Origin of the sequence: Achromobacter xylosoxidans (assembly GCF_014490035.1) — a bacterium.
In the GTDB taxonomy this organism is placed as follows: domain Bacteria; phylum Pseudomonadota; class Gammaproteobacteria; order Burkholderiales; family Burkholderiaceae_B; genus Achromobacter; species Achromobacter bronchisepticus_A.
The window spans coordinates 2,709,550-2,734,459 of sequence record NZ_CP061008.1 but is presented as its reverse complement, the minus strand read 5'-3'; the positions used below and the strand labels follow the sequence as shown (position 1 = coordinate 2,734,459).

At 67.0% G+C, this 24,910-nt stretch carries 26 protein-coding genes and 1 tRNA gene; 15 read left to right on the top strand and 12 right to left on the bottom strand.

All coding sequences use genetic code 11. The features are described 5' to 3' along the window. The first annotated feature begins 70 nt into the window (after window positions 1–70). Window positions 71–976, top strand: a complete 906-nt coding sequence (locus IAG39_RS12825) for a LysR family transcriptional regulator (RefSeq protein WP_059373583.1) — start codon at window positions 71–73, stop codon at window positions 974–976. Here IAG39_RS12825 and IAG39_RS12820 read toward each other — a convergent pair. Both IAG39_RS12820 and IAG39_RS12815 read right to left on the bottom strand, forming a co-directional pair. Next, on the bottom strand, window positions 973–1,371 hold the full coding sequence (locus tag IAG39_RS12820; protein ID WP_059373586.1) for a RidA family protein: 399 nt from the start codon (window positions 1,369–1,371) through the stop codon (window positions 973–975). The genes IAG39_RS12825 and IAG39_RS12820 overlap by 4 nt on opposite strands. Before the next feature lie 62 nt (window positions 1,372–1,433). Continuing rightward, window positions 1,434–2,624, bottom strand: a complete 1,191-nt coding sequence (locus IAG39_RS12815) for an MFS transporter (RefSeq protein WP_118932695.1) — start codon at window positions 2,622–2,624, stop codon at window positions 1,434–1,436. Between the two features lie 93 nt (window positions 2,625–2,717). On the opposite strand from IAG39_RS12815, the gene IAG39_RS12810 reads away from it, so the two are divergent. From IAG39_RS12810 to IAG39_RS12795, 4 genes are all read left to right on the top strand, one after another. Next, window positions 2,718–3,302: a TetR/AcrR family transcriptional regulator gene (locus tag IAG39_RS12810; RefSeq protein WP_118932696.1), complete on the top strand. Its 585-nt coding sequence runs from the start codon at window positions 2,718–2,720 to the stop codon at window positions 3,300–3,302. A 117-nt stretch (window positions 3,303–3,419) separates the two neighbouring features. Then, window positions 3,420–4,862, top strand: coding sequence for an MFS transporter (locus IAG39_RS12805; RefSeq protein ID WP_118932697.1), 1,443 nt, complete (start codon window positions 3,420–3,422; stop codon window positions 4,860–4,862). 94 nt (window positions 4,863–4,956) lie between these two features. Further along, window positions 4,957–5,265, top strand: coding sequence for a hypothetical protein (locus IAG39_RS12800; protein ID WP_059373681.1), 309 nt, complete (start codon window positions 4,957–4,959; stop codon window positions 5,263–5,265). Window positions 5,266–5,391: 126 nt separating this feature from the next. Next, window positions 5,392–5,811, top strand: coding sequence for a shikimate kinase (locus IAG39_RS12795; RefSeq protein WP_240633258.1), 420 nt, complete (start codon window positions 5,392–5,394; stop codon window positions 5,809–5,811). Between the two features lies 1 nt (window position 5,812). Here the strand turns inward: IAG39_RS12795 and IAG39_RS12790 are convergent, their stop codons facing one another. Continuing rightward, a complete protein-coding gene (locus IAG39_RS12790) occupies window positions 5,813–7,462 on the bottom strand; it encodes an intermembrane transport protein PqiB (protein ID WP_059373598.1) in 1,650 nt (549 codons plus the stop codon). A 176-nt stretch (window positions 7,463–7,638) separates the two neighbouring features. Here IAG39_RS12790 and IAG39_RS12785 point away from each other — a divergent pair, with 176 nt between their 5' ends. Further along, window positions 7,639–8,124, top strand: coding sequence for a GNAT family N-acetyltransferase (locus tag IAG39_RS12785; RefSeq protein WP_118932699.1), 486 nt, complete (start codon window positions 7,639–7,641; stop codon window positions 8,122–8,124). Window positions 8,125–8,148: 24 nt separating this feature from the next. On the opposite strand, the gene IAG39_RS12780 is transcribed toward IAG39_RS12785, so the two are convergent. The 9 genes from IAG39_RS12780 to IAG39_RS12740 all read right to left on the bottom strand — a co-directional run bounded on the left by IAG39_RS12780 (window position 8,149) and on the right by IAG39_RS12740 (window position 13,378). After that, complete coding sequence (locus tag IAG39_RS12780) at window positions 8,149–8,457, bottom strand: hypothetical protein (protein ID WP_059373603.1); 309 nt, start codon at window positions 8,455–8,457, stop codon at window positions 8,149–8,151. A gap of 66 nt (window positions 8,458–8,523) precedes the next feature. Beyond that, on the bottom strand, window positions 8,524–9,381 hold the full coding sequence (gene kdsA, locus IAG39_RS12775; RefSeq protein WP_118932700.1) for a 3-deoxy-8-phosphooctulonate synthase: 858 nt from the start codon (window positions 9,379–9,381) through the stop codon (window positions 8,524–8,526). A 93-nt stretch (window positions 9,382–9,474) separates the two neighbouring features. Continuing rightward, window positions 9,475–10,038, bottom strand: a complete 564-nt coding sequence (locus tag IAG39_RS12770; RefSeq protein ID WP_118932701.1) for a cytochrome b — start codon at window positions 10,036–10,038, stop codon at window positions 9,475–9,477. A gap of 77 nt (window positions 10,039–10,115) precedes the next feature. Then, on the bottom strand, window positions 10,116–10,805 hold the full coding sequence (locus IAG39_RS12765; protein WP_059373609.1) for an MgtC/SapB family protein: 690 nt from the start codon (window positions 10,803–10,805) through the stop codon (window positions 10,116–10,118). A gap of 51 nt (window positions 10,806–10,856) precedes the next feature. Further along, complete coding sequence (gene aqpZ, locus IAG39_RS12760; protein ID WP_054456051.1) at window positions 10,857–11,570, bottom strand: aquaporin Z; 714 nt, start codon at window positions 11,568–11,570, stop codon at window positions 10,857–10,859. A 257-nt stretch (window positions 11,571–11,827) separates the two neighbouring features. Next, window positions 11,828–12,220, bottom strand: coding sequence for a VOC family protein (locus tag IAG39_RS12755; RefSeq protein WP_059373611.1), 393 nt, complete (start codon window positions 12,218–12,220; stop codon window positions 11,828–11,830). 131 nt (window positions 12,221–12,351) lie between these two features. Beyond that, entirely contained in the window at window positions 12,352–12,681 is a 330-nt protein-coding gene (locus tag IAG39_RS12750) for a hypothetical protein (RefSeq protein WP_124260363.1), read from the bottom strand. Between the two features lie 43 nt (window positions 12,682–12,724). Continuing rightward, a complete protein-coding gene (locus tag IAG39_RS12745; protein ID WP_118932703.1) occupies window positions 12,725–13,057 on the bottom strand; it encodes an AraC family ligand binding domain-containing protein in 333 nt (110 codons plus the stop codon). Window positions 13,058–13,291: 234 nt separating this feature from the next. After that, window positions 13,292–13,378: transfer RNA gene (locus IAG39_RS12740), tRNA-Leu, on the bottom strand. Window positions 13,379–13,425: 47 nt separating this feature from the next. On the opposite strand from IAG39_RS12740, the gene dapC reads away from it, so the two are divergent. The 9 genes from dapC (at window position 13,426) to IAG39_RS12695 (ending at window position 24,885) form a co-directional block, all read left to right on the top strand. Then, window positions 13,426–14,622, top strand: coding sequence for a succinyldiaminopimelate transaminase (gene dapC, locus IAG39_RS12735; RefSeq protein ID WP_165867839.1), 1,197 nt, complete (start codon window positions 13,426–13,428; stop codon window positions 14,620–14,622). Between the two features lie 24 nt (window positions 14,623–14,646). Continuing rightward, on the top strand, window positions 14,647–15,468 hold the full coding sequence (dapD, locus tag IAG39_RS12730; protein ID WP_013394697.1) for a 2,3,4,5-tetrahydropyridine-2,6-dicarboxylate N-succinyltransferase: 822 nt from the start codon (window positions 14,647–14,649) through the stop codon (window positions 15,466–15,468). Next, the gene (gene dapE, locus IAG39_RS12725) at window positions 15,468–16,610 is read left to right on the top strand and encodes a succinyl-diaminopimelate desuccinylase (RefSeq protein WP_059373625.1); all 1,143 of its coding nucleotides are present in this window, start codon (window positions 15,468–15,470) and stop codon (window positions 16,608–16,610) included. The genes dapD and dapE overlap by 1 nt, the downstream gene beginning before the upstream one ends. Window positions 16,611–16,619: 9 nt before the next feature. Beyond that, window positions 16,620–17,516, top strand: a complete 897-nt coding sequence (gene prmB / locus IAG39_RS12720) for a 50S ribosomal protein L3 N(5)-glutamine methyltransferase (RefSeq protein ID WP_059373627.1) — start codon at window positions 16,620–16,622, stop codon at window positions 17,514–17,516. Then, complete coding sequence (locus IAG39_RS12715; RefSeq protein WP_118932705.1) at window positions 17,513–19,447, top strand: ABC-F family ATP-binding cassette domain-containing protein; 1,935 nt, start codon at window positions 17,513–17,515, stop codon at window positions 19,445–19,447. The genes prmB and IAG39_RS12715 overlap by 4 nt, the downstream gene beginning before the upstream one ends. A gap of 124 nt (window positions 19,448–19,571) precedes the next feature. Beyond that, window positions 19,572–20,060, top strand: a complete 489-nt coding sequence (locus IAG39_RS12710) for an RNA polymerase sigma factor (protein WP_118932706.1) — start codon at window positions 19,572–19,574, stop codon at window positions 20,058–20,060. Between the two features lie 2 nt (window positions 20,061–20,062). Next, complete coding sequence (locus IAG39_RS12705) at window positions 20,063–20,980, top strand: FecR family protein (protein ID WP_187523941.1); 918 nt, start codon at window positions 20,063–20,065, stop codon at window positions 20,978–20,980. Between the two features lie 117 nt (window positions 20,981–21,097). After that, a complete protein-coding gene (locus IAG39_RS12700) occupies window positions 21,098–23,731 on the top strand; it encodes a TonB-dependent receptor (protein WP_118935082.1) in 2,634 nt (877 codons plus the stop codon). Continuing rightward, entirely contained in the window at window positions 23,704–24,885 is a 1,182-nt protein-coding gene (locus IAG39_RS12695) for a cytochrome-c peroxidase (RefSeq protein WP_118935076.1), read from the top strand. Before IAG39_RS12700 ends, IAG39_RS12695 begins: the two co-directional genes overlap by 28 nt. Window positions 24,886–24,910: the final 25 nt, after the last annotated feature.

The following is a 24,910-nucleotide window of genomic DNA, read 5'->3' as shown; positions in this document are numbered from 1 at the left end:
ACTGAAGTATGGCGCGGCGGCGGTTCCGCGTGTTTAATCTGGACTTAATCATCCATTAATCCGTGCCTGCATGATTACGACCGAAGACCTGCGTTTTTTCCTGACCCTGGCAGTCACCCGCTCGCTGGCAGAAGCGGCGCGCGCGCTGGATGTCACGCCGCCCGCCGTCACTCAAAGGCTGCACACGCTGGAAAAACGGCTGGGCGTCAGGCTGGTCAACCGCTCCGGACGCGGCACCGCGCTGACCGACGAAGGCAGGCTGCTGGCGTTGCGGGCGGAACAGATCTGCGGCGAACTGGGCGACCTGGCCGACGAACTGGCGGGCCGCCGGGGCGTGGTGGCAGGCCATCTGCGCGTGGTCGCGCCGCTGGGATTCGGGCAGCGCTACATCGCCGGGCTGGTCGCGGAGTTCCGCGGCCAGAGCGCGGACGTGACCGCCAGCCTGACGCTGTCCGACGGGCCGCCGCGGCTGGCTTCCGACGACTGGGATGTAATGGTGCATATCGGCGAACTGCGCGATTCGACGCTGGTCGCCTACCCGCTGGCGCCCAACCGCCGGATCCTGTGCGCGGCGCCCTCCTACCTGGCGCGCCGCGGCGCCCCTGTCAAGCCCGAGGATCTGCGCGGACACGACTGCATCGCGCTGCGCGAGAACGATGAAGACGTGACCTTGTGGCGCTTCAAGCATGGGCGCGGCCCGGCCGTTGGGGTGCGCGTGGCGCCGGTGCTGTCCAGCAATGCGGGGGAAACTGCCGTGGAGTGGGCCCTGGCCGGGCACGGCATCATCGTGCGCTCGGAGTGGGATGTCGCGGCGCATCTGCAGGCGCGTGCGCTGGTGCCGCTGCTGCCCGGCTGGACCCTGCCGTCGGCCGACGTGGTGGCCTTGGTCAAATCGCGCCAGGAGCTGCCCGCGCGGACGGCGGGCTTCCTGGCGCATTTGCGCACCGCCTTTGCAACGGCGCCCTGGCGCGGCTAGTCCAGCATGGCCTCGGCCTCGATCTCGATCAGCCATTCCGGCAATGACAGGCCGCTGACGATGATCCACGACGAGGGCGGGGGATCCTTCTTGAAACGGTCGCGCAGCGCCTGCGCGATCACTTCCTGGTCCTCCCTGGCCGTTTCGCAGATGTAGATGCGCAGCATGATCACCTGCTCCAAGGTGCCGCCGGCCGCAGCCAGCACGCGCTCGACATTGTCCAACGCGGCTTCGGTCTGCTCCTGCAGGCCCGGTCCCGCCGTACGCTCGTTGATGTCGACCCCGACCTGGCCGGACAGCAGCATGCGGCGCTGCCCGGTGACGATGACGGCCTGGCTGAATCCGTATTGGACGGTATTGAACACGGTGTCGGGATTGACGACGGTTCTGGACATGCGGTTCTCCTTGCGGCGCGCCTGAGCAGGCGCCGGACTACCCATTCTATCGGCCGGCCGGGTCAGGCGTCGGCGCGACCGGCCGCGGCACTGCGTCCCACCGGTATGGCGGCCAGCAACACGATCGCGCCCGCCCCCACCGCCGTCCAGAATCCCGCACCCACGCCGTGGTGGTCGACCACCCAGCCCGCCAGCGCCGCGCCCGCCGCGACGCCAGCCCCCAGGCCGGTCACCAGCCAGGTCAGCCCTTCCGTCAGGCGATGGCCAGGCACGCTGCTTTCCACCAGCGCCATCGCGATGATCATGGTCGGAGCGAACGACAGGCCGGCCAGCAGCACGCCCAGCACCAGGGTAAGCAGATCGTTCACCAGCAGCAGCGGAACCGTGGTGAACGCCGTGACCGCCGCCGCGACCACCAGCAGGCGGGCCAGCGGCATCTGGAACTTCAGTACGCCAAACACCAGACCGGCCACGCAGGAGCCCAGGGCATACGCGGACAGCACCAGGCTGGCTCCGGCCGGCATGCCTTGCTGCCGGGCAAAGGCGACGCTCAGGACGTCGATGGTGCCGACGATGACGCCCATGGCGGCCATCATCGCCAGCAGGGAGGGCATCGGCGGCATGCGCAACACCGAGGCCTGACGCCCTTCCTGCTTGAACCGCACGGCGGGCGCCGTGGCCCGCTGCAGCACGAAGGCGGTGACGCCCACCGCGAGCAGCAGCGCCGCGAACAGCGGACCGGCCTGCGGAAAGAACAGCGCGCTCAGCCCCACGGCCAGCGGCGGGCCTACGATGAAGCTCAGCTCGTCGGCTACGGACTCCAGCGCGTAGGCGGTGCGCAACTGCGGCTGGTCCCTGAAGATCTCGGTCCAGCGCGCGCGTATCATCGCCGGCATGCTGGGCAAGGCGCCCGCCAGCGCGGCGAAGAAAAACAGGGTCCACTCGGGCGCATTCCATTGCACGCAGACTGCCAGGCCGACCAGCCCCGCAACGCACAGGCCCGCGGCCACGGGCAACACCCTGCCCTGGCCATGGCGGTCCACCAGGCGGGAAATCCGCGGCGCCAGCAAGGCCGTGGCCAGCGCAAACGTGGCCGCGACGGCGCCTGCCAGTGCATAGGACCCACGCACCTCGGACAACATGGTGATGATGCCGATGCCGATCATCGGCAATGGCAGGCGGGCGATGGCGCCGGCCAGGACAAAACCCAATGCGCCGGGCGCCTGGAACAACTCGCGATACGGATTCGACACCGGAAGCCTTTGATTGCTGTGGACAGCGGCATCGTATTCACATACGATGCGTATGTCAATTTACATACACGTCGTATGTCTTTGGAGAGGAGCATGACGCGTTCCCGCGCCGAGATGATCGAAGCCACCCGCGCGAAACTGCTGGCCACGGCCCGGCAAGCCTTCCGTGAAGCCGGCTATGCGGCCACGTCCATGGACGATTTCACCGCGGCGGCAGGACTGACGCGGGGCGCCCTGTACCACCACTTCGGCGACAAGAAAGGCCTGCTCGCCGCAGTGGTCGAACAGATTGACGGCGAAATGGACCAACGCCTGGCCGCGATCGCCGCGCAGGCGCCCGATGCCTGGGCCGCCTTGCATGGGCGCTGCCGCGCCTATCTGGAGATGGCGGCCGAACCCGAGATCCGGCGCATCGTGCTGCAAGATGCACGGGCCGTGCTGGGCGCGGTGACGGACGGTTCGCAGCAACACTGCATTGCTTCGCTCGCCGCGCTATTGCAGACGATGATGGATCAGGATCTCATCGAGGCCGCCGCGCCGCAGGCGCTGGCGCGGCTGATCAACGGCAGCCTGGTCGAAAGCGCCTTCTGGATCGCGCAGGACGCCGGGGACGGCCCGCGCCTGGCGCAGGCCTTGCAGGCGCTGGACCTGCTGCTGCGCGGATTGCTCAAGCACTGATTGCCGCCGCGGCAAGGGCCGCGGCGCTCGCACACAGCGTTTGCGGTTGCGCGCCGGCATGCGTATTATCCAATACAAATCTTGTTTAAATAATTTCTCTCGAAGGCGGAAGACCGCGTGAGCACCGGTACAACCCATGTTTCAAGCGCGTCCTGGGCAGATCTGCTGCACGGGACCAATGCCCTGCGCTCCATCGCGCTGGCAGGCGGGGTGGCGCTGCACGCCATCAACGTCTACATCGTCACCACCATTCTGCCCAGCGTCATCAAGGACATCGGCGGACTGGAGTACTACGCCTGGAACACCACGCTGTTCGTCGTGACCTCCATCGTCGGGTCGGCGCTGTCGGCCAGGCTGATCGAAACGCTGGGGCCACGCGCGGCCTACCTGCTTGCCGTCGCGGTGTTCACCGCCGGTTCCGTGGTGTGCGCGCTGGCGCCGAGCATGCCTGCGCTGCTGACGGGACGCAGCATCCAGGGCCTGGGCGGCGGCATCCTGTTTGCGCTCAGCTATGCCCTGATCCGCCTGGTCTTCGAGGCGCCGCTCTGGTCGCGCGCAATGGCCCTGGTGTCCGGCATGTGGGGCGTCGCCACCTTGTGCGGCCCCGCCATTGGCGGGGTCTTCGCCCAGACCGGGCACTGGCGGCTGGCGTTCTGGGCCTTGCTGCCCGTGGCCGCCGCCCTGGCGGCGATCGTGGCCCTCAAGGTCGGCGGCAAGGAATCGGTTCCGCCCTCCCGCCCGAGTCCGCTGCCCGTGACCACGCTGGGCCTGCTGGTGGCCAGCGTGCTGGCGATCACGCTGGCCAGCCTGTCGACCGACCTGCGCTGGAATCTGGCGGGCATTGCCGCCGGACTGGCCATCGCCGCGCTGATCGCGGCGGTGGACCGGCGCGCCGCGAAGCGGCTGCTGCCCACCGGCGCCTACTCGATCGCCACGCCGCTGGGCGCGCTGTACGCGGTGATGTGCCTGGTGGTGGCCGCCATCACCACCGAAATCTTCGTGCCGTATTTCCTGCAGGTCATCCATGGCATGACGCCGCTGGCGGCCGGCTACATGACCGCGGCCATGGCGGCGGGCTGGACCCTGGCCGCCATGCCCAGCGCCACCCGCAGCGGCCCGGCCGCGAATTTCCTGGTGCGCCTGAGCCCCATCGTGATCCTGGCCGCGCTGGCCGCCCTGGCCTATATGACGCCGCGCACGGCGCAACTGCAGTCCTATCCGGGGTTGGCGCTCTATGTGCTGGCATTGGCCGGCGTGGGCTTCGGCATCGGCCTGAGCTGGCCGCACCTGCTGACACGCATCTTCACCGCGGCGCCTGCCGGCGAAGAAACCTTGACCTCGTCGTCCATCACCACGGTGCAGCTCTATGCAACGGCCTTGACGGCGGCGCTGGCTGGCGTCATCACCAACAGCGCGGGCCTGGCGGACCCCGGCGGCGTCGCGGGCGCGCAGCATGCCGCGCAATGGCTGTTCGCCGCATTCGCGCTGGCGCCAGCCGGCGCCCTGCTGCTGCTCGGGCGGATCACCCGCGGCCACGCGCAGGACGCCATCCAGAAATAGCAGCCAGCCGGGCCGGTCCGTACCCACCAAAGGCGGTATGGATGGCCCGGGCCGCTTTTGCTACGCTGGACTCTATCTGCAAGGGGTCCTGGCAATGATCAACAGAATCCGCGTGCTGACCGTCCAGCCGTCGTCGTTCTCGGCGCGTTTCGCGTTCCTGGGCATCGCCCTGCGCTGGACACTGGGCGCAACGCCCCGCCCGAGCCGGTTGCTGATCGGGCCGCACGACCTCGAACCGGTGGGCTCCGAGGCAGCCTTCTGGCAATTCGCCTTGCGCCATGCCGCAACCGGCCGGTCCTTCCTGGTGACGCGCGGCGACCGCTGGGACCTGGCGGCGTCCGTGGACGGCGACGAAGTGAGGGCTTTCGGCCGCAAGTTCGCTTTGCGACAATGCCTGTTCTGATTCGGCCGGCGCGGACGCCTTGCGCGCCGGCCTGCCCTGAAAGGAACAGCCATATCAACGCCTGACACCACCGTCATCCATATCAACGGCCCGATCAACAGCGGCAAGTCCACGGTCGGAGCGGCCTTGGCCGCCCTGTTGCCCGCTGCGCGCTTCATCGACGGCGATGATCACGACGCCCCCAGCCATCTGCCATATACCGAGCAGTGGGCGCTGGCGCTGGCCCGCCTCACCAGGCTGATCGCCCAGGCGCAGGAGCGCTATCTGGTCATCGCCTACCCCTTGGAGCAGGATAGCTACGAGCAAATCCTGGCGGCGTGCCGACAACGCGGCGCGCGCTTGCGCGTAGTGACCCTGGCCCCCACGCTCACGGCCGCCCAATCGGACAGGGGCGGCCGCATCTTGACGGATTGGGAGCGGCAGCGCATCGCGCAGATGTACCTCGAAGGCTATGCCGCGCGTCCCTTCAGCGACCTGGTGCTGGACACCTCGGCCACGGACGCGCAAGCCAGCGCCTGCCTGATTGCGCAATGGCTCGCGCGCTAGCCTAGCGCGCCGGCTGGCGCTGGTATTGGGCATCCGGCGCGCGGCCGCGCAGCAACGACTCCGGATGCGCTTGCAGATAGTCCGACAGTTCCCGCAGCGAGCGGGCCGCCCGCGACAATTCCTGCAAGACCGCGTTGGCATTGACCGGCAGGCCGGCGTCGGGGCTCAGCACCCCGCCTACAGCGGCCAAGGACTTGCTGGCCTGGCGCAGCATGGCTTGCGCCTCGGGCGCCAGGCGCGTATCCAGCCGCTTCATCAGGCTGGAAGTGGCGCGCAGCAATTGGCCCAGATCGGCGCCCAAGCCTTCGAACGGCACCCTGTCGAGCTTGGTAAGGATGCTGTTGATCTGCTGCTGCAACTGGTCCAGGTTGTTCGGCACGGTGGGAATGAACGGTTCTTCCTCCATCGTGAACGCCACCGGCTTGGCGTCCGGGAACACCGCCAAGGCGACGTACAGCTGGCCCGTCAGCAGGTTGCCGATGCGCAGCTGCGCGCGCAAGCCGTGCTGGATCAACGCGGCCAGCAGCTTGCCGTTGGGATGCTGCAGCGTCGAACCCGAGTATTCCTTGATTTCCTCGACCGTCTGCGCGCCCAGGCGCTCGGGATAGACGGTGGCTCCGACCAGCGCGTAGAACTGCTTGATCGCCGGGTCGAACTCCAGGCGGATCGAGTCCACCTGGCCGATGGCCGCGCCATACGCGTCGATGGGCGCGCCGACCACCAGCCCCCGGACCGACTGGTCAAAACGCATGCGGATGTGCAGCGGCATGCCATCCGGTTGCGCGCGGGCCGCCCCTTCCGACGGGAAGATGGTGAACTCGGCATCGGCCTTGGCCACCACGTGCGCGTGCTGCTCGATGGTGTCGAATGCGACGCCCCCCACGATCACGGACAGCAGCGACTGCGAACGCACCTGCAGGCCGCGCGCGTCGACGCTGAAATCCACGCCGCTGGCGTTCCAGAAGCGCGTGGCGCTATTGACGTATTCGTCATTGGGCGCATCGATGAACACCTGCACGTTGACGCCCTCGCCGCTGCTGTCCAGGTGATAGGCCACCACCTGCCCCACGGCAATGCGCCGGAAGTAGACGGGTGAGCCTATGTCCAGCGAGCCCAGGTCGCGGGCCTTGAGGGTGTAGCGCTTGCCGGCCCGGTCCTGCTGCACCTCGGGCGGCGTTTCCAGGCCGACGAAGCTGTACTTGGTGGCGCGGCTTTCTCCTTCCTGGCGGAACCGGTCGGAGGGGTCCACGCCGATGTAGGCGCCGGAGAACAGGGTGCTCAGGCCGGACACGCCGCTCAGGGTCAGCCTGGGCCGCACCACCCAGAACATCGTCCCTTCCTGCAGCAGGCTGCCGGCGTCCTTGTTGATGCGCACGGTCGCAACAATGCCCGACCGGTCCGAGTTCAGGGCCACGCGCTCGACCACGCCGACCACGACGTCCTTGTAGCGGACCTGGGTCTTGCCGGCCTCCAGCCCTTCGGCGGTCTGGAAGCTGATGGTGGCGGTGGGGCCGGCCTGCATCCAGACGCGCACTACCAGCGCCAGTCCGCCCACGGCTGCGATGAGAGGCACCAGCCAGATCCAGGACAGGCGACGCCTTTTACGGCTTGCGGCAGGCGTGCTGGCAACGGCGGACCCAGGTTCAGGCATGGGAGATGTCCCCTGTTGTACGCATTGGACTCGAGGGCAGAACGCTTTCAAGAATCGCGCCCGCACGACCAGCGCGCAAGTAAGGGTATTCCCGAAATGGACGCGCCGGGCAGAAATGCGCACCGCCCGATTCACGAGTAGGATAAGGCCCCCAAAAGCAGCAACAGGAAGTACCCGTGACCATCGAAATCCGTCCCGCCGTCGCCTCGGACGCGGCCCAGATCCATGCCTTCATCACCGAGCTGGCCGTGTACGAACGCGCCGCCCATGAAGTGATCGCCAGCCCCCAGGATGTCGAGCGCACCCTGTTCGCCGAGAACGCGCCGGCCAAGGCCCTGATGTGCCTGCTGGACGGCAAGCCCATCGGCTACGCCGTCTACTTCTACAGCTACTCGACCTGGCTGGGCAAGAACGGGATCTATCTGGAAGACCTGTACGTCACGCCGGAGCAGCGCGGCATCGGCGCGGGCCGCGACCTGTTGCGCCATCTGGCGCAAGAGGCGGTGGCCAACGGCTGCGGCCGGCTGGAATGGAGCGTGCTGGACTGGAACACGCCCGCCATCGATTTCTACAAGTCGATCGGCGCGTTGCCGCAGGATGAATGGGTGCGCTACCGGATGGCCGGAGACGCCCTGCTCAATTTCGCGCAGGGCCGGCGCTAGGCGCCGCCAGCCGGCCTGGCCGGATCAGAATTCCGGCAGATCGAAAAGCGTGTAAAGGGTCGAGCTGGGAACCGGCGCGGACGCGAGGTGTTCGCGTCCGTCGTCATCCACCAGCACGCGCACCGGCCGCAGCGCCACGCTCATGCCATCCTGGCTGATGGCGGTTTCGACTTCCACGCCGTCCTTGATGGCCTCGATGACCTCGGATGCCGCCGCCGTCACCGGCTCGGTGACCCAGCCGGGGATGCCGCGTTCGGCCTGGCCCCAACGCACATAGGCCACGTGCCCGCTGACGGGTTCCTTTCGGACGGCGACGATCACATACAAAGACATCCAGGCCTCCCCAATGGTTGGCCCGGATCGTATAACAACTTTGCGCAGCCGTTATGACCGCGGGATTCAGGGTTCGATGTCGATAGGGGCAAAGGACTTCACCAGGTCGTCCAGCATCTTCAACTGGGTCAGGAAGGGCTCCAGCTTGTCCAGCGGCAAGGCGCTGGGACCGTCGCACTTCGCGTTCTTGGGATCGGGGTGGGCTTCCAGGAACAGGCCGGCCAACCCCACGGCCATGCCCGCGCGCGCCAGTTCGGCCACCTGCTCGCGGCGGCCCCCTGATGCCGCATCCAGCGCCGAGCGCTGCTGCAAGGCATGCGTGACGTCGAAAATGAGCGGCCTGTTGCCGGACACTTTCTTCATCACGCCAAACCCTAGCATGTCTACAACGAGATTGTCATAGCCGAAGCAGGTGCCGCGGTCGCACAGGATGAGCTTGTCGTTGCCGGCCTCGGTGAACTTCTCGACGATGTTCAGCATCTGCGTCGGGCTGAGGAACTGCGGCTTCTTGATGTTGATGATGCGCTGCGTCTTGGCCAGCGCCACCACCAGGTCCGTTTGCCGCGCCAGGAAGGCCGGCAGCTGCAGGATGTCGACGACCTCGGCCACGGCCGCGGCCTGCCAGGGCTCATGCACGTCGGTGATGACCGGCACGCCGAATTCCTTCTTGACCGCCTCGAAGATCTTCATGCCCTCTTCCAGGCCCGGGCCGCGATAGGAATGGATGGACGAGCGGTTGGCCTTGTCGAAGGAGGCCTTGAAGACGTACGGGATGCCCAGCTTGCGGGTGACACGCTGGTATTCCTCGCAGGCGCGCAGCGCCAGTTCCTTGGATTCCAGCACGTTGATGCCGCCGAACAGCACGAAGGGGCGATCGTTCGCGCAGCTGATCGAGGAGGAGATAAACACTTCAGGGGCGGTCATGATGGGTACATCCTGTGGAAGTAAGGCAGTGATAGTGCGTAATGTACAACCTGCCCGGCCCGGCTTTCACTACCCGCCCTTGCCGCGCGCTCCTCAGCGGCTGGAGAGCATGCGGCGCAGCACGCCATCGCGCAGGACATAGTGGTGGAACAGCCCGGCCAAGGCATGCAGCAGCGCCAGCGCGATGATGCACCAGGCCACGGTATCGTGCAGTCCGCCAATGAAGCGGCGCTGTTCGTGGTCGATGGCGATCAACGTGGGCACGTCGAACAGGCCGAAGAAAGCGAACGGCTCGCCCTGCGCCCAGCGGAAAAGAAAGCCCAGCACGATCTGCGTCGCCATCAACAGGTACAGCAATCCGTGTACGCCCGTACTAGCCACGCGCAGCCAGCCCGTGGCGGCCGGCGGCAGGCGCCTGCCCGCCGTGAGGCGCCAGATGGCGCGCAGCACGAACACGGCGGCAAACACCAGGCCGAACGATATATGCAGGTGCTGCAGCAAACGCCGCGTGGGCGTGCCGCGCGGCAGGAAGTCCCAGATCTCGGCCAGCGCGAACAGGCCCACCACCAGCGCCGCCGTCAGCCAATGGAACGCGATGGTGACGCGGTCATAGTGCGCAAGGCCGGTGGACGCGGCGGGGGTAATCGTTGTGGTCACGGAATACGCTCATCTTCCTGGAATGGGAGTGCAAGCGTATTGAGATCGGACTTACGGCGTCCTGATTCCGACCGGCCTCAGGCGTTGCCGGTGTCGGAGGTCCATCTGGCCGAGTAGGTCTGCGGCAACAGGCTGAGGCTGCCCACCAGTTGTTCCACCCGCTCGTCTTCCTGGCGCATGGAATAGACCACCGCCGTCACCTCGGAGCGGCCGCCGTCGCGCTGCTGGCTTTCCACGCCGCGCAGGCGCAGGCTGTGCTTGCCCAAGGCATTCAGCAATTCCGCCCGCACCATGGCTTCGTCCGTGGAGGCGCAGGTCAAGGCGATGTTGTAGTAGCGCTCTTCGGTTTCCGCGTCGGGCACGTAGCGGTCCATCAGCCTGGCGCCGCGCCGCAGCAGCACATTGGTGACCAGGATCAGCGCCGTGACCGCGCTGGCTTCGGCCAGGAAGCCATAGCCGGCAAGCACCCCTACGGCGCCGGTAGCCCAGATGGTGGCGGCCGCGCTCAGGCCGCGTATGGTCAGGCCGTCGCGCATGATCAGGCCCGCGCCCAGGAAGCCGATGCCGGTCACGACCTGGCTGCCCAGGCGCATGTCGTTGCCGGCGTCCAGCAGCGCGGGCAAGGCGGTATAGGCGGCCGCGCCCAGCGAAACCAGCGCATGCGTGACCACGCCGGCATAGTTCTGCCGCCATTGGCGCTCGGCGCCGATGGCGGCGCCGAGCAGCATGGCCAGCACAAGATTGATGGCGATTGAAAATTCGTTCATGGGACCAGGATCAGAGACTTGGCCCCATTATCGCCCGGCGCAACGCCTGGCCTAGCTACGCTCCTGGGCGGGATCGCTGACCAGCCGGTAGGCGATGGCGCCGACGATCGCCCCGACGATGGGCGCGACCCAGAACAGCCACAGCTGCTCCAACGCCCAGCCGCCCACGAACAGCGCGGGGCCGGTGGAACGGGCCGGATTGACCGAGGTGTTCGTCACCGGAATGCTGATCAGGTGGATGAGCGTCAACGCCAGTCCGATGGGAATCGCCGCGAAGCCGGCCGGCGCGCGCTTGCTGGTCGCCCCCAGGATCACGAAGATGAAGCCCGCCGTCAGCACGACTTCCGTCACCAGGGCCGACACCATCGAGTACTTGCCCGGCGAATAGGCGCCGTAGCCGTTGGCCGCGAAATGGCTGCCCTTCAGGTCGAAACCCAGCTTGCCGCTGGCGATGCAGGCCAGCACCGCCGCGGCCACGATCGCGCCCAGGACCTGGGCAATGACGTAAGGCAGGATTTCCTTGGCCGGAAAACGGCCGCCCGCCACCAGGCCCACCGTGACGGCCGGGTTGAAATGCCCGCCGGAAATATGGCCGACCGCGAACGCCATCGTCAGCACGGTCAGGCCGAAGGCCAGCGCCACGCCAGCAAAACCGATGCCTAGTTCCGGGAAACCGGCGGCCAGCACCGCGGCGCCGCAGCCCCCCAAAACCAGCCAGAACGTGCCAAAGAACTCAGCGCCGCAACGCTTAGAAAGCGGATACATGTCGACTCCCCGAAAAACGAAAATGCCACGGTATCGCGGGGCGGCAACGACGACTTTAAAGCAATGCAAATCTTGACAATTCTTGAACGCAGCCGGACGCGGCCCCCCCTGCCGCAACCACGGTAACGGCGTCCGATGGACTCGGGGATCGTCCGGACCGGCTAGACGGAAAGGCGCACGCCGCACGGGCACGGACGATGCAGGCCGTGCCGGGCCGCGCATCCGGCGCTTTGGCCCGCGCCCCGGAACGAGCGCGCCTAGCCGTGCACGGGAGTGCAGAGCTCCACCAACGTTCCGTCCGGACAGCGCACATAGGACACGACTTGCCCCCAGGGCTTGGAGACAGGCGCGCTCATTTCCGTGGCGCCCGCCGCAAGCGCGCGGGCATGCGCCGCGGCCACATCGTCCGTCACGAAAGCCACTTCCATGCCCAGCGGCTCGGCCGACGCCGAAGCCGCTACATGGCCGCCGCCGAAATTGGAGCCGGCCAGTTCATGCGCCGCGAACGACAGCGTGGTTTCACCGGTGTCCAGTTCGCCGTAGGTCTGGGACTCGTGCAGAAAACGCCTGGCGAAACCGAATGCCTGTTCAAAGAAGGACAGCGATGCGGCGACGTCCGGAACGTAGATGATGGTGTATCCGAATTTCATGGTTCGTCCTGATCGTGGGAAATGGCGCAGTGGCCGGCGCGCGCGCCGGAGGCGCATGATTGGATTGAACCAGATTACTGTTCATTTATCCAGTATATAGTGGCCTTGCCGGCCGACAGCCTGATCCCTGCCTAGGCCGCCTCTTGGTGCAGCCCGCCGCTGGACCACCGGTCCACGTCGCGGATCAGATACAGCAGGAACTTGGTGTAAGCCACATCCAGCGCCTGCACCCAGGCGGAGTTGTCGTGGCGGGCGCAGGACGCGCGGATGGCGCAATCCAGCGTTTCCGCCAGATGGCCGACCGTGGTCCCGGACATCCGGAAGCAGATCGGCGCCTGGCAGGAATGCCGGTGGGCATGGCGCAGCGCGCTGTCGCGCGCCTGCGCCGTGGCGTGGGCATCGGCCACGTCCCGCAGCAAGCGGTTCAGGATTTCGCACCAGTCGGCCAATAGCTCATGCACGGCTCACCTCTCAGGGAACACGTCTGCGTCAGGAAAAGGAGTACTAGGCGGGCGCGTGCAGCACCGTCACCAGCACGGTCGCGTCGCGCACGGCCTGCAGCGCGTGCGGTTCGTGCGCGGGCAGCGCGACGAGCTGGTTCTCGCGCAGTTGGCGCACGCCATCGCGCAATGCCACGCTGACCTCTCCGGCGATGCAGTGAATGGTGATTTCGCCCGCCACGGCATGTTGCGGCAGGCCCTTGCCGGCGGGCAGCGCCAATTGCAGCAGTTGCATGTGCGCCGTCTTCATCAGGCTGACGCTGACGGCCTCCCCGTGTTCGCGATGCGGGGTGCGTATATCGATGACATCCAGAAATGCAGCGTGCTTGAGCGCCATGGAAGGCTCTCCTTATCGTGCTGTGTACGGGGCTGTTTGAGAGGCTGTTGCGATGCCGGACAGCGGCAAGCCTCCACCGAAGAGCGCGAAGATATATCAAAAATGCGCTTTCGGCACGGGAGGTTATCCCTAAGCGCGGGCCGGCGCCGAAAAAAGAAAAGCCCCAAGGCATTCAATGCCTTGGGGCTTGCAGGACACTGTAGCCATGAAGCCCGATCAGTGCCTAAATAAGGTTGGTGCGAAGGAGGGGACTCGAACCCCTACACCTGTTACGGCGTCAGGACCTAAACCTGGTGCGTCTACCAATTTCGCCACCTTCGCTATAGGCCAAGCCCGCTATTGTAGCTTGCTTGTTAAAATCTTGCGTCATGAATCCGCGCCTCGATGCCCTACACCCCTATCCGTTCGAAAAACTGCGCGCTTTGCTGGCTTCGGCCAGCCAGCAGCCGGACGGTCTGACGCCCATCAATCTGTCGATCGGCGAGCCCAAACACGCCGCGCCCGCACGCGTCGAACAGGCCATCCGCGACAGCCTCGCGGGCCTGTCCGTGTACCCGTCCACCAAGGGCGATCCGGCGCTGCGCCGGGCGATCTCGGAGTGGCTGGCGCGGCGCTACAGCATCCCTGCCCCGGATCCGGAAACGCAGGTGCTGCCGGCGCTGGGCTCGCGCGAGGCGCTGTTCGCGTTCACGCAGACCGTCATCGACCCGTCCGCAGGCTCGGTGGTGATCTGCCCCAATCCCTTCTATCAGATCTACGAAGGCGCGGCGCTCCTGGCTGGCGCCACGCCCTACTTCGTCAACGCCGACCCGGTGCGCAATTTCGCCAGCGACTGGAGCCAGGTACCCGACGAAACCTGGAAGAAGACGCGCATGGTGTTCGTCTGCTCGCCGGGCAACCCGGCAGGCAACGTCATGTCGCTGGACGAATGGGAAACGCTGTTCGAACTGTCCGACCGCCATGGCTTCGTGATCGTCTCGGACGAGTGCTATTCGGAAATCTATCTGGACGAAGGCAACCCGCCGCTGGGCGGCCTGCAGGCCGCGCGCCGCCTGGGCCGCGATACCTACCGCAACCTGGTGGCATTCTCCAGCCTGTCCAAGCGTTCCAACGTGCCGGGCCTGCGTTCGGGCTTCGTGGCGGGCGACGCCGCGCTGATCGGCCGCTTCCTGCTGTATCGCACGTATCATGGCAGCGCCATGAGCCCCATCGTGTCCGCAGGCAGCATCGCCGCCTGGACGGACGAGGCGCACGTGAAGGACAACCGGCGCCTGTACCGCGAGAAATTCGACGCCGTCGTGCCCATCCTGCAGAAGGTGCTGGACGTGTCCCGCCCGCAGGCCTCGTTTTATCTGTGGGCGGCCACGCCGGGTTCCGATACCGCGTTCGTGCGCGACCTTTTTGGCCGTACCGGTGTTACCGTGCTGCCGGGCAGTTTCCTGGCACGCGAGGCTCACGGCGTGAATCCCGGCCAGGGCCGCATCCGCATTGCTCTGGTGGCGCCCTTGGCTGACTGCGTGCAGGCAGCCGAACGCATCGCCCATTTTGTGCATACTTCCGTTTGATCAACCTTTAAAAGCTGAGCCGCTATGACTCTCGACCTGCAGACCACCATCGAAAAAGCCTGGGACGACCGGGCCAACCTGTCGCCCACCGACGCCAGCGCCGAAGTGCGCGAAGCGGTCGAGCGCACCATCGACGGCCTGGACCTGGGCCGCCTGCGCGTGGCCGAGAAAATCAACGACGACTGGGTTGTGCACCAGTGGATCAAGAAGGCCGTGCTGCTGTCGTTCCGCCTGAACGACAACGCCATCATGGGCCAGGCCCCCCTGCAGTTCTACGACAAGGTGCCGCTCAAGTTCTCGGAGTACGGCGACAACGCCTTCAAGCAAGGCGGCTACCGCGTGGTGCCGCCGGCCGTGGCCCGCCGCGGCGCCTACCTCGCCCGCAACGTGGTGCTGATGCCCTCCTACGTGAACATCGGCGCCTACGTCGACGAAGGCACCATGGTCGACACCTGGGCCACCGTCGGCTCCTGCGCCCAGATCGGCAAGAACGTGCACCTGTCGGGCGGCGTGGGCATCGGCGGCGTGCTGGAACCGCTGCAAGCCAACCCCACCATCATCGAAGACAACTGCTTCATCGGCGCCCGCTCGGAAGTCGTGGAAGGCGTGATCGTCGAAGAGAACTCGGTGCTGGCCATGGGCGTGTTCCTGTCGCAAAGCACCAAGATCTATGACCGCGCCACCGGCAAGATCACCTACGGCCGCGTGCCGTCGGGTTCGGTCGTGGTCCCGGGTTCGCTGCCGTCGGCCGACGGCTCGCACAGCCTGGCTTGCGCGGTCATCGTCAAGCGCGTCGACGCGCAGACCCGCGCCAAGACCAGCATCAACGATCTGCTGAGGGCCTGATGAGCAATTCAGCCGTACTGGATCTGGTCAAGGACCTGATCGCCCGCCCTTCGGTCACGCCGGCCGATGAAGACTGCCAGGCGACGCTGGCCGCGCGCCTGGAACGCATCGGCTTCACCTGCGAGACCATCGCCCAGGGCGGTGTCACCAACCTGTGGGCGCGCCGCGGCAGCGCGGCGCCGCTGACCGTGTTCGCCGGTCACACGGACGTGGTGCCTCCGGGTCCGCGCGAAAAGTGGGAAAGCGATCCTTTCGTTCCCACCGAGCGCGATGGCTACCTGTACGGCCGCGGGGCGGCCGACATGAAGAGCTCGATCGCCGCCTTCGTGGTGGCGGCCGAGGAATTCGTGGCGGCCCACCCGCAGCATGGCGGCTCGATCGCCCTGCTGATCACCTCCGACGAAGAAGGCCCGTCCATCGACGGCACCGCCATCGTTTGCGACGCGCTGAAGGCGCGCGGCGAACAGATGGACTATTGCATCGTCGGCGAACCCACCTCGGGCGACGTGCTGGGCGACACCTGCAAGAACGGCCGCCGCGGTTCGCTGTCGGGCAAGCTCACGGTCAAGGGCATCCAGGGCCACGTGGCCTACCCCCACCTGGCGCGCAACCCCGTGCACCAGCTGGCGCCGGCCCTGGCCGACATCGTCAGCATCGAATGGGACCAGGGCAACGAGTACTTCCCGCCCACCACGTTCCAGGTGTCGAACCTGAACTCGGGCACCGGCGCCACCAACGTGGTGCCGGGCGAGGCGGTGGCGCTGTTCAACTTCCGCTTCTCCACCGCCAGCACGCCGGAAAGCCTGCGGGCGCGGGTGCATGAAGTGCTGGACCGCCATGGCCTGGAGTACACGCTGGACTGGGAACTGGGCGGCGAGCCCTTCCTGACGCCGCGCGGTTCGTTGACGGATGCGCTGGTCTCGGCCATCCGCGACGAAACCGGCGTGACGGCAGAGCTCTCCACCACCGGTGGCACGTCCGACGGCCGTTTCATCGCCAAGATCTGCCCGCAGGTCATCGAATTCGGTCCCTGCAACGCCACGATCCACAAGGTCAACGAACGCATCGAAGTGGCCTCGCTGGATCCGTTGAAGAACATTTATCGGCGCACGCTGGAAAACCTCCTGCTGCCGCCCAAGTAAAAGCCTCACATGTATCAATCCGCCCGCCAAGAACTGCTGACCCTGCGCGACCTGATCCGCTACGGCGTGTCACGCCTGAACGCCGCCCAGGTGGCGCTGGGACATGGCAGCGACAATGCCTGGGACGAGGCGGTCTACCTGACGCTGCACGCCTTGCATCTGCCGCTGGATACGCTGGAGCCCTTTCTGGACGCCCGCGTGCTCAGCGAAGAACGCAACCGCGTCCTCGACCTGATCGACCGCCGCGTGACCGAGCGCCTGCCCGCCGCCTACCTCACCAACGAGGCCTGGCTGCGCGGCCACCGCTTCTACGTGGACCAGCGCGTCATCGTGCCGCGCTCGCCCATCGCCGAATTGCTGGACCAGGGCCTCGCGCCCTGGGTGCAGGATGCGCTGGCGGTTGAGAACGTGCTGGACATGTGCACGGGATCCGGCTGCCTGGCGATCCTGTCCGCGCTGGCCTTCCCCTATGCCCATGTGGACGCGGTCGACGTGTCGCCGGATGCGCTGGAAGTGGCGCGCCGCAACGTGGACGACTACGGTCTGACGGACCGGCTGGACCTGCACGAAAGCAATCTGTTCGACAGCCTGCCGCCGCGTCTGTACGACGTGATCATCTGCAATCCGCCCTACGTGAACAGCGGCTCCATGGACGTCCTGCCCCAGGAGTACCGCCACGAACCGCAGCTGGCGTTGGCCGGCGGCGACGACGGCATGGACCTGGTGCGCCGCATCCTGGAAGCGGCGCCGCGCTTTCTCACGCCGGAAGGCGTGCTGGTGCTGGAGATCGGCCACGAACGCGACTTCTTCGAAGCCGCCTTCCCGCAGCTCTCGCCCGTCTGGCTGGACACGGAAGAAGCCTCCGACCAGCTTCTGCTGCTTACCCGCGAGCAACTCAGCCTGTGATACGCGCTACTGGATTGACCCTGCGCCGCGGCACCAAGGTGCTGCTGGACGGCGCTGAATTCGTCGTGCATCCGGGCGAGCGCGTGGGCATCGTCGGCAAGAACGGCGCGGGCAAGTCCTCGCTGTTCGCGCTCTTGACCGGCACGCTGGACCTGGACGCGGGCAACCTGGCCATGCCCGCCGGCTGGCGCATAGCCAGCGTCAAGCAGGAAATCGAAGCCGACGAGCGCCCGGCGCGCGAATTCGTCATCGACGGCGACACGCATCTGCGCGAGCTGCAGGCGCGCCGCGCCGAGCTGACGGACGAGCAAGGCACGCAGATCGCCGAGGTGGAAGCGGCGCTGGTGGAAGCCGGCGCCTGGAGCGCGGCCTCGCGCGCCGAGCAGCTGCTGGCCGGCCTGGGCTTCAAGCCCGCCGAATGGATGCAGCCGGTGGCGAGCTTTTCCGGCGGCTGGCGCATGCGCCTGGCCCTGGCCCGCGCGCTGATGGCGCCGTCCGAATTGCTGCTGCTGGACGAGCCCACCAACCACTTGGACCTGGACGCCATGCTGTGGCTGGAGAAATGGCTGGCGGCCTATCCCGGCACCGTCATGCTGATTTCCCACGACACCGAGTTCCTGGACGCGGTCGCCAAGTCCATCCTGCATTTCGACCACGCCAAGCTGGTGCGCTACCGCGGCGGCTATGGCGACTTCCTGACGCAACGCGCCGAGCGCCTGCGCCAGACCAATATCGCCTACGAACGCCAGACCCGCGAAGCCGCCCGGCTGCAAGGCTTCATCGACCGCTTCAAGGCCAAGGCGTCCAAGGCCAAGCAGGCGCAGAGCCGCGTCAAGGCGCTGGCGCGCATGCAGGTGCTGGCGCCCTTGCATGCCGAAGCCGGCATCGACATCCGCATCCCCTCGCCCGACCAGGTGCCGGATCCGCTGCTGACCCTGGAGCATTTGTCGGCCGGCTACACGGACGCCGACGGCAACGCGGTGCCCATCCTGCGCGACGTGACGCTGATGGTGCGCGCCGGCAGCCGCGTCGGCGTGCTGGGCGCCAACGGCGCCGGCAAGAGCACGCTGATCAAGACCCTGGCCGAAGAGCTGCCGGTGCAGGCCGGCACGCGCCGCGCCTCGCGCGGGTTGGCCATCGGCTATTTCCATCAGCACCAGCTGGACATGCTGGACGTGGACAGCACGCCCATCGCCCATCTGGCGCGCCTGGCTCCCGAGACCCGCGAACAGGAGCTGCGCAACTATCTGGGCGGCTTCGGTTTTTCCGGCGACACGGTGACCAGCAAGGTCGGTCCCATGTCCGGCGGCGAAAAGGCGCGCCTGGCGCTGTCCCTGATCGTCTGGCAAAAGCCCAACCTGCTTCTGCTGGACGAACCCAGCAACCACCTGGACGTGGAAACGCGCGAAGCCCTGGCCGCCGCGCTGGCGGACTTCGGCGGCAGCATGCTGCTGGTGTCGCATGACCGGCATCTGCTGCGCACCACCGTGGACAGCTTCTGGATCGTGGCCGACGGCGCGGTACAGGAGTTCGACGGCGACCTGGAGGACTACCGCGACTGGCTCGCCGCCCGCAACGCCGGCGAACGCGCGGAAGCCGCGCGCGAGAACGCCGCAGGCAACGAACCGGTGGTGGACCGCAAGGCCCAGCGCCGCGCCGAAGCCGAACAGCGCCAGCGCCTGTCCGCGCTGCGCAAGCCGCTGGAATCCAGGCTCGCCAAGGTCGAGACCGAGATGGAGAAGCTGCGCGTCAAGCTGCATGCGCTGGACGCCGTCATCGCCGACCCGGACCTGTACTCGGATGCTCGCCGCGCCGAACGCCAAAAGGTCATGGCCGAGCATGGCGAGCACGGCAAGCGCATGGACGAGCTGGAAGAGCAGTGGCTGGAAATCCAGGGTTCCCTGGAAGAGATCGAACAGTCCGAGGCCTGACGGCCTGCGGCGGGCGCCCTGCCCGCCGCCGCTTCCTTCACGCCCTCCTTATCTAGAAATAGAAATCGTTATCATTTATACTCTGCCGCGAATTTGACTCTATCTGGCGCCCGGCGCCGGCGACATGTCTACGCTCACGGAAGTATTTCTCCGCCATTACCGAGAGGTGCTGGGTTTCCTCTCCCTGCGCACCGGCTCGCGCGACGTCGCACAGGACTGCGCGCAGGACACCTGGATCAAACTGGCGGAATTCAAGGACAGGACGCGTCCCGACAACGACCGCGCCTACGTCTTCCGCGTGGCCGCCAATATCGCTACCGACTGGCACCGGCGCCGCAGCCGCGAACAGATCGCCACCGCCGACTACGCCGCTTCGCGCCCTACCCTGCACGAGCCCGACACCCTGGACGTGGCTGCCGCGCGGCAGATGCTGCGCAGGCTGGAAGCCGCGCTGCTGACCCAGCCGCGTCGCAGCCTTGACGTGTTCGTGCTGCACCGGCACGAGGGCCTGAGCTACCGCGCCATTGCCGAGCGTTTTGCGATTTCTGTCAGCGCGGTGGAAAAGCACATGATGCGTATCCTGCTGGCCTGCGACCAGGCGCTGGCGTCCTGAGCATGGCCGCCCCCAAGACCGGCAGCGCCGAGGAAGAAGCGTCACGCTGGGTCGTGCGCCACAGCGGCCAGGGCATGGATGCGCAAGCTCAGGCGGAGTTCGAAGCCTGGTACCGCGCCGACGCCAGCCACGCCGACGCCTATGAACGGCTGGCGCGCCTGTGGCGGCGCATGGGCGAAATCGATCGCGGCAAGCTGGCGCCGCGGCGCACGCGCAAGCGCGGCGCGGCGGCGGCGCTGGCCGTGCTGGCGGCCTGGCCGGCCTGGCAACTGCTGCGCGCCACCCATCCCGGCGCGGACTACACGACCGGCGCCGAAGTGCGCCGCGTGGCCCTGCCCGACGGCTCCAGCGCCACCTTGGACGCGGACTCGGCCATCGCCATCGATTTCGCGCCAGGCAAGCGCGAAGTACGGCTCCTGGCCGGACGTGCGCTGTTCGCGGCCGCGCCGCGCGCGCCCGGCGGTCCGGACTTCACGGTAGTGACGCCGGACGCGTCCGCAGCCGCGCTCGGCACCCGCTATGTCGTGGCGCGCGAGGCCGACGGCACGCGCGTGGCAGTGTACGAACATCGCGTCGCAGTCCATTGCCTGGTCTGCCAGGGTGACGCCGTCTTGGTGTTGGACGCGGGCCAGGAAGCCGCCGTGTCGGCGACGGGCATCGCCCGCCTCGCCACCGCGCAGGAACCGGCGCCGGACTGGAGCCAGGGCCTGCTGGCTTTCAACAATGTCGCATTGCCCCAGGCTGCGGCGCGGCTCTCCCGCTATGGCGACAAGCACATCCTGGTGCTGGGCGACACCGCCAGGCGTTTGCACGTGTCGGGCACAGCCGGCATCGGCGATCCCAAACGTGCGCTGGAACTGCTGCTGGCGCAGACCAAGGTCGGCATTACCGAACTGCCCGGCCTGTTGATCTTGCGTTAGAGCCGTTTGCTAATCAGTAAATGAGAATCGATATAAATTATTCATCGGCAATCCACTGAGGTAATCCGTACCTGCACACGTCCTACGGCTGACATCAACACCCGCTTGGACGCATTCATGCTGTTTCTCCACTTCAACCGGCGCGCGCGCCGGTCTGGCGCTACGGCGGCGCTGCTCGCCGCCGCGTTGCTCACGGCCTCGCCGGCCCCTGCTCAGCCCGCCGCGCCCGTTGCCTATGACCTGCCGGCCCAACCCCTGGGCGACGCCTTGCTCGCGTTGGGCCGGCAAGCCGGCCTGGAGATCTCGTTTCCGCCGGCGGCGGTAGCGGGCAAGACCTCCCCGCCGCTGCACGGAGAGTATTCGCCGCTGCTCGCGCTGAACCACCTGCTGGCGGGGTCCGGGCTGGCGCTACGCGCGGACGGCCCCGGACGCTACATCGTCTACGTGGACAAGACCAACCAGTTTTCCGCCCTGCGCCTGGACGCCGTGCGGGTCTACGGCGAACAGGTCGGCGAGCGCATCTATACCCGCGAGGACATCGCCGAGACGCCCAGTTCCAACCGCGACCTCAGCACGCTGGTGGCGACGCATCCGGCGGTGCGCACCAATCCGGGCGCGGCCGGTTCGCAGAACCGCGGCTCACTCAACGTGGAAGACATTTCCTTCCACGGCTCCAGCCCCTACCAGAACCTGTTCCAGCTCGACGGCATGGACGCGACCAACCGCGTGAATCCGGCCAGCAAGAATCTGAACCTGCAGGTCGGCAACGTGCCCAGCAACCCGCAGTCGTACTTCGTGGACACGAGCCTGCTGGAGGAAGTCCGTGTGCACGACAGCTTCGTGCCGGTCGAGTACGGTGGCTTCACCGGCGGCGTGGTGGACGCGAGATTGCGCCGGTTCTCGGGCGAAAACCGCCTTAACCTCGACTACCGCTGGAACACCTCCAAGATGACGCGGCAGCAAGTCGCCGAGGGTGAAGAGAACAATTGGGCCAAGGGCAAACCGGGTTACTCGCCCGAATGGAAGAAGCGCTTCTATTCGGCCGTGGGCGATCTGGCCTTCAATGAAAAATCGGGCGCGGTGCTGGCCATGTCGCGGCGCGAATCGGACATCACACGCTGGAACATGGGCGTGGATGACAAGGGGCAGCCGGCCCCGGGCCAGGACGCCTACAACGACCGGATCGACAACATCCTGGGCAAGTTCAGCGTGCGCGCCAGCGCCGATACCACGGCCGACCTGACGCTGAAGTACAGCGACCGCAGCGAAACCCTGGCCAGCGACCTGTTCCGGCACACGCGCTGGGACAACAACCATGGGGCGCGCGGCGTCGGCGCCAACGTGGATCACTATTTCAAGGGGGGACGCCTGGCATTGCAGGCGGGCTGGGACCGGTCGCTGAGCAACCGCGAATCCATCGGCGACGAACTCGTGACCTTCCGCCCCTACCGGCTGCCGCAGTACACGGCCGGCGGCTTCGGCAAGGAGCAGACGCGGCAGGACACCTGGACCCTGAAGGGCCGCGTCGACCTGGATCCGGTACGGACGGGCGTGTTCACGCACATTCCGTACGCGGGGGCCGAACTGAACCGGGTCCAGGCGAACTTCGAGCGTTTCCAGGAAAGCCATTCCTACCAGCGGGCCTATAACCGCGATGGCAGCTATCGCGACTACAGCAAGGTCCGTTACCTGCCCGGCACCGTGGACGTGAACTACGACATGGCCAGCCTGTACCTGTCGGACCGCATCGAGTGGGAACGGCTGGCCTTGGACGCCGGCCTGCGTTACGACCGCGAAACTTTCCTGGGCAGCAACAACGTGTCGCCGCGCACGCGGCTGGACTGGGACATGTTCGGATCGGGCGACACCCTGCTCAGCGCCGGATGGTCGCGCTATTACGGCTCCAGCGTGCTGGAAACCGCGCTTGAAGCGGAAAGAAGCCGCCTGCGGCGCCAGGTGCTGGACAAGAACGGCAACCCCGTGGCGGACGGCGGCAAGGAGTACTACGTGGAGTACAAGGGCCTGCGCATGCCCTATGACGACGAATGGGCGATCTCGCTGCGCCAGCGCATGGCCGGCATGGAAGGCGTGCTGAGCTACGTACGCCGCAACGGCCGCGACCAGTGGACCAAGACCGGCACCGAAAAGGACGGCTACCGCTACACCAACGAAGGCCTGTCCACCACCGACGGCGTCAGCCTGTCGCTGCGCACACTGGAGCCCTGGCGCCTGGGCGAAACGCGCTGGAACATGCAGGCAAGCTGGAGCTGGCAGAAACGCAAGACCAACGCGGACCTGGTCGAAGGCTACAACGGCGACGCGCGCGACCCCGACGAATACGTGATCTACAACGGCTCGCGCCTGCGCGCCATCGACCTGCCGCCAAGCTCCTTCTACCAGCCGCAGATCGCCACGCTCAGCCTGACCGGCGCGTGGCCGCGCACAGGCCTGACCTGGAGCAACATGGTGAACTGGCGCAGCAAGCGCGACGCCACCATCTACGTGGGACTGGGTCCGCGGCCCGATTATCTGGAGCGTTTCGAATCCGGCGAGATCCCGTCCTATTGGACCTGGGACACCAAGCTTTCCTGGAATCCCACGTTCGCGCGCAGCCTGGAATTCACGGTCGAAGTCCTGAACGTGCTGGACCGCAGGCCCGCCGTGACGGCCAGCAATCCGAACGTCAAGACCAACCGCAGTACCTATCAGACGGGACGGGAGCTATGGCTGCAAGTCGGTTACCGCTTCTGATCCTGGGCGCGGCGCTGGCGCTGGCGGCGTTCGCGTCCCACGCCGATGCAGACGCCCGGGACGATCAGACCGCCTGCCGCACGTCCACGGGCTGGAACGCCGCCTGCCTGCGCCCCCACTACGCTGGGCCGCCCTCGACCTGGCCTGCGCCCACGATCGATCCTGGCGTGGACTGGCGCGAATGGGGGCCGGCGCCGCCGGCCTCCAGTCCGCCCCTGGCCTGGACCGCGGCCAATGCCGGCCAGGCAGAACTTGCCGCAGACGTTGCGCGTCCGGCGGTGGTGACGCTGGGGCAGATGCTGTTCTTCGATACCCGGCTGTCGCGCAAGGGGCAGGTGTCCTGCGCCTCCTGTCATCTGCCGCAGCGCGCCTTCACCGACGGCCTGGCGCTGGCCGTGGGCGAAGACAAGCTGATGGGCAGGCGGCGCTCCACGCCGCTGTATGCGGCGCCGTTCGCGCCCCGGTTGTTCTGGGACGGACGCGCCGCCAGCCTGAAGGAACAGGTGCTGGGCCCCATCCACGATCCCCGCGAAATGAACCATGATGCCGACGGCGCCGTGGCGCGGCTGCTGGCGGCCGACGCCTACCCGGCGCAGTTCCTGCAGGCGTTCGGCGCGGCGCCGGCCGCTCGGCCGCCAGTGGATGCCGACCGCCTGGCGCGCGCGCTGGCCGCCTATGTCGCGACGCTGCGGCCCGAGCCCACGCGCTTCGACACATTCCTGGATGGGCAATCCGACGCGCTGGACGATGCCGAGCTGATCGGCATGCACCTGTTCCGCACCCAGGCGCGCTGCATGAACTGCCACAGCGGCGCGATGCTGACCGACCACCAGTTCCACAACATCGGCCTGTCCTTCTATGGCCGCCGCAACCAGGATCTGGGACGCTACGAAGCGACGCGCGATCCCGCCGATCTGGGCAAGTTCCGCACGCCCAGCCTGCGCAATGTGTCGCGCGCCGGACCGTGGATGCACAACGGCCTGTTTCCCGACCTGAAGGGCCTGCTGCGGATGTACAACGCCGGCATGGGCCGCGACCCCGAGCCCAGCGATCCGCCCGACCCCTATGCGCCGCGCAAGTCCGAACACATCCGGCCGCTTGCGTTGAGCGCGGACGAGATCGACGCCTTGCTGGCGTTCATGCGGGTCTTGTAGGAAAGGAAGAGGCGGCGCGCGGCGG

Excerpts from the sequence above, each read along its gene's own strand:
- IAG39_RS12825 (WP_059373583.1), top strand. The coding sequence starts at position 71 with ATGATTACGACCGAAGACCTGCGTTTTTTCCTGACCCTGGCAGTCACC.
- IAG39_RS12820 (WP_059373586.1), bottom strand. The coding sequence starts at position 1,371 with ATGTCCAGAACCGTCGTCAATCCCGACACCGTGTTCAATACCGTCCAA.
- IAG39_RS12810 (WP_118932696.1), top strand. The coding sequence starts at position 2,718 with ATGACGCGTTCCCGCGCCGAGATGATCGAAGCCACCCGCGCGAAACTG.
- IAG39_RS12800 (WP_059373681.1), top strand. The coding sequence starts at position 4,957 with ATGATCAACAGAATCCGCGTGCTGACCGTCCAGCCGTCGTCGTTCTCG.
- IAG39_RS12790 (WP_059373598.1), bottom strand. The coding sequence starts at position 7,462 with ATGCCTGAACCTGGGTCCGCCGTTGCCAGCACGCCTGCCGCAAGCCGT.
- IAG39_RS12780 (WP_059373603.1), bottom strand. The coding sequence starts at position 8,457 with ATGTCTTTGTATGTGATCGTCGCCGTCCGAAAGGAACCCGTCAGCGGG.
- kdsA (WP_118932700.1), bottom strand. The coding sequence starts at position 9,381 with ATGACCGCCCCTGAAGTGTTTATCTCCTCCTCGATCAGCTGCGCGAAC.
- IAG39_RS12765 (WP_059373609.1), bottom strand. The coding sequence starts at position 10,805 with ATGAACGAATTTTCAATCGCCATCAATCTTGTGCTGGCCATGCTGCTC.
- aqpZ (WP_054456051.1), bottom strand. The coding sequence starts at position 11,570 with ATGTATCCGCTTTCTAAGCGTTGCGGCGCTGAGTTCTTTGGCACGTTC.
- IAG39_RS12755 (WP_059373611.1), bottom strand. The coding sequence starts at position 12,220 with ATGAAATTCGGATACACCATCATCTACGTTCCGGACGTCGCCGCATCG.
- IAG39_RS12745 (WP_118932703.1), bottom strand. The coding sequence starts at position 13,057 with ATGGCGCTCAAGCACGCTGCATTTCTGGATGTCATCGATATACGCACC.
- dapC (WP_165867839.1), top strand. The coding sequence starts at position 13,426 with ATGAATCCGCGCCTCGATGCCCTACACCCCTATCCGTTCGAAAAACTG.
- dapD (WP_013394697.1), top strand. The coding sequence starts at position 14,647 with ATGACTCTCGACCTGCAGACCACCATCGAAAAAGCCTGGGACGACCGG.
- dapE (WP_059373625.1), top strand. The coding sequence starts at position 15,468 with ATGAGCAATTCAGCCGTACTGGATCTGGTCAAGGACCTGATCGCCCGC.
- prmB (WP_059373627.1), top strand. The coding sequence starts at position 16,620 with ATGTATCAATCCGCCCGCCAAGAACTGCTGACCCTGCGCGACCTGATC.
- IAG39_RS12710 (WP_118932706.1), top strand. The coding sequence starts at position 19,572 with ATGTCTACGCTCACGGAAGTATTTCTCCGCCATTACCGAGAGGTGCTG.
- IAG39_RS12705 (WP_187523941.1), top strand. The coding sequence starts at position 20,063 with ATGGCCGCCCCCAAGACCGGCAGCGCCGAGGAAGAAGCGTCACGCTGG.
- IAG39_RS12700 (WP_118935082.1), top strand. The coding sequence starts at position 21,098 with ATGCTGTTTCTCCACTTCAACCGGCGCGCGCGCCGGTCTGGCGCTACG.
- IAG39_RS12695 (WP_118935076.1), top strand. The coding sequence starts at position 23,704 with ATGGCTGCAAGTCGGTTACCGCTTCTGATCCTGGGCGCGGCGCTGGCG.